At 63.7% G+C, this 2,081-nt stretch carries 3 protein-coding genes; all 3 read right to left on the reverse strand.

The features are described from left to right. Positions 1–175: 175 nt before the first annotated feature. Positions 176–787 carry a DUF2306 domain-containing protein gene (locus FJ386_15480; protein ID MBM3878088.1) on the reverse strand — a complete coding sequence of 204 codons (612 nt, stop codon included), beginning with the start codon at positions 785–787 and terminating at the stop codon, positions 176–178. A gap of 30 nt (positions 788–817) precedes the next feature. Beyond that, positions 818–1,240, reverse strand: a complete 423-nt coding sequence (locus FJ386_15485; protein MBM3878089.1) for a DUF4442 domain-containing protein — start codon at positions 1,238–1,240, stop codon at positions 818–820. A 347-nt stretch (positions 1,241–1,587) separates the two neighbouring features. Continuing rightward, a partial coding sequence (locus FJ386_15490; protein ID MBM3878090.1) for an acetylxylan esterase occupies positions 1,588–2,081 on the reverse strand: 494 nt, incomplete at its 5' end.

The following is a 2,081-nucleotide window of genomic DNA, read 5'->3' on the forward strand; positions in this document are numbered from 1 at the left end:
CGGATTCGAGCTGAAAGGAGGCGATGCGCAGTTTTTTCATCGGAGTTGGCAGGAAGGTGTTTGTGCGATGGGCCGACTGGATGGAGATGAGGTCAAGGTTGGCGCGAAACCGGATTGTGAGGGTGCATGGCCAGCGGCGTGAGCCGCAGGGCGGTGAGGAGGGTGAGGGTGGGTTTCATGGTTGTGTTTTCCTGTTCCAGATTTCCGCCACGATCAGGTTGGGGACCCAGGAGAGCCAAGCGACGGTTTGGTAGGCCTCGTCAAAACTGCCGCTGGCTGCGGTGAGAAAGGGCAGCCAGAGACGCAGCGTCACGGCCGCGAAGGTCAGCGCATAACAGCGCACCATCCACTCGCGATGCAGCGCGATGCGGCGTTGCCGGATTGCCGCGAGGGCGAAAGCCGCCGTCGCCAGCCAAAACACGGCGAGCAGAAAAAAGCCGGTGTGCGCCACAAGTCCGCCCATCGACACCGTCGCCGAATATAGCCCGGCCACTCCGCCCACCGAGACGCCGGCAAAGTAGCCGTAACCGACCCGGCGATGCCACCGCGGGAATCGCGTGCGCAGCGCCGCCACGAACTGCACCGGCCCCGTGACGATGGCGACGCACGATCCGATGATGTGAATGAGCAACACCGTGCGGTTCAGCCCCGAATGCACCCGCAGCAGCGGCGCGTGCCCGGGATGCGTGAAGTAGCCGATCCCATGAATCGCGACAGCCAGCGCGGCCAGGGTCGCCAGCCCGGCGATGATCGCTCCTTTGTTCATGAGGCGCCGGCCTTGTTTCATTTCACTGCTTCTGCATGGGTTTAAAGGGCCTCATTGTATTCTGGTGATGAACCACTCGACCGTCGCTGAAAGCGTGTGTGCGCCGGACTCGTCGTGCAGTTCGACGGCGACGCTGATCATGCCGCGCCCCTTGGCGGCGAGGTCGCTGCGAAGCTGCTCAAGAATGTCCGGGGGCGTGGAGACCGTGGAGGTGAGTGCGCCGTTGGCTGGCTTGCGGAACTTCGCTTCGAGACGGCGGACGACGGGAACGATTCCAGAAGCAGAGCCAAGCGCCCGCAGTAGAAACTCACCGCTCGAGGCCTCAGCGAGGGCCAGCTGTGCGCTGGCGTGGACTGTTCCGAGATGGTTGAGATACTGCGCGCCTGCCGGAAGCCTAAGAAGCTGCGGTGCCTCGGAAGCTGTCTCGATGCCGAGGAAGCTGTTGAACGGAAGTTCTGTGACGCTGTGTTTCATGTCTGCTGCGTGATGCAAGAAGAGGATGGCTAGGGGGCGATCTGTTTCAGCACCCATGCTTTGACATCGGCGTTGAACTTGGCGGGCATGTCGTGGCCGGTCTCAAATAAACCGCTAGCGTCTTCGCGGCATAATCCTCGATCCCGTCCGCAGCCCCGGACGGAGCCGCCACGATCAGGTAGCTCGTCCGCCCAGCTTCGGCGAGCATCAGGGCCTGGCCGCCACCCGACTGTCCCAGCGCGAGCGAGCCGAAACCGCCGCCGGCCACGGCGAACCACTGACGGCGGGAGAGAGTGGATGAGGAAGCGGGTGTCATCGGACCTTGAATCTTCTGTCTCACAGCGCGGTCACTTTCGGGTTTGGCGCAGGTGTTTGTCCAGGAAGGCATAGGCCGCCTGGCGCTCGGCGTCGGGAAACTCGTGCGCGGCGTCGGGGTGGCGAACTTCAAGCCGGTCCGCGGCCTGGAAGACCTCGCGATAGACCGGCAGGGCGGCGGTGAGGCAATCGCGCACGCCGGAGACTTCGAAGTCCGGGGCGTCGTGCAGCGGCGCGTTGGTGAAGACAGGGCGCGGTGCGAGCGCGGCCAGCACTTCCGTGAAGTCGAAGGGGATCTTCGCCGGGTCGTCGCCATACACGGTCTTGATGCGCGGCATGTAAAAACGGCTGCTCCAGGCGCTGACGTTGCCTTGGTTGTGCTTGGCGAAGACGTTGTAGCCGCAGCTCGATACCACGGCCTTCACCCGGTCATCGAACATCGCGAGGAACAGGGCGTTGTGCCCGCCGAGCGAGTGGCCGATGACTCCGATGGCTTGCGCGTTGACCTCGGGCAGCGATTGCAGCA

The sequence above is a fragment of the Verrucomicrobiota bacterium genome (genome assembly GCA_016871675.1).
Lineage (GTDB): Bacteria > Verrucomicrobiota > Verrucomicrobiia > Limisphaerales > VHCN01 > VHCN01.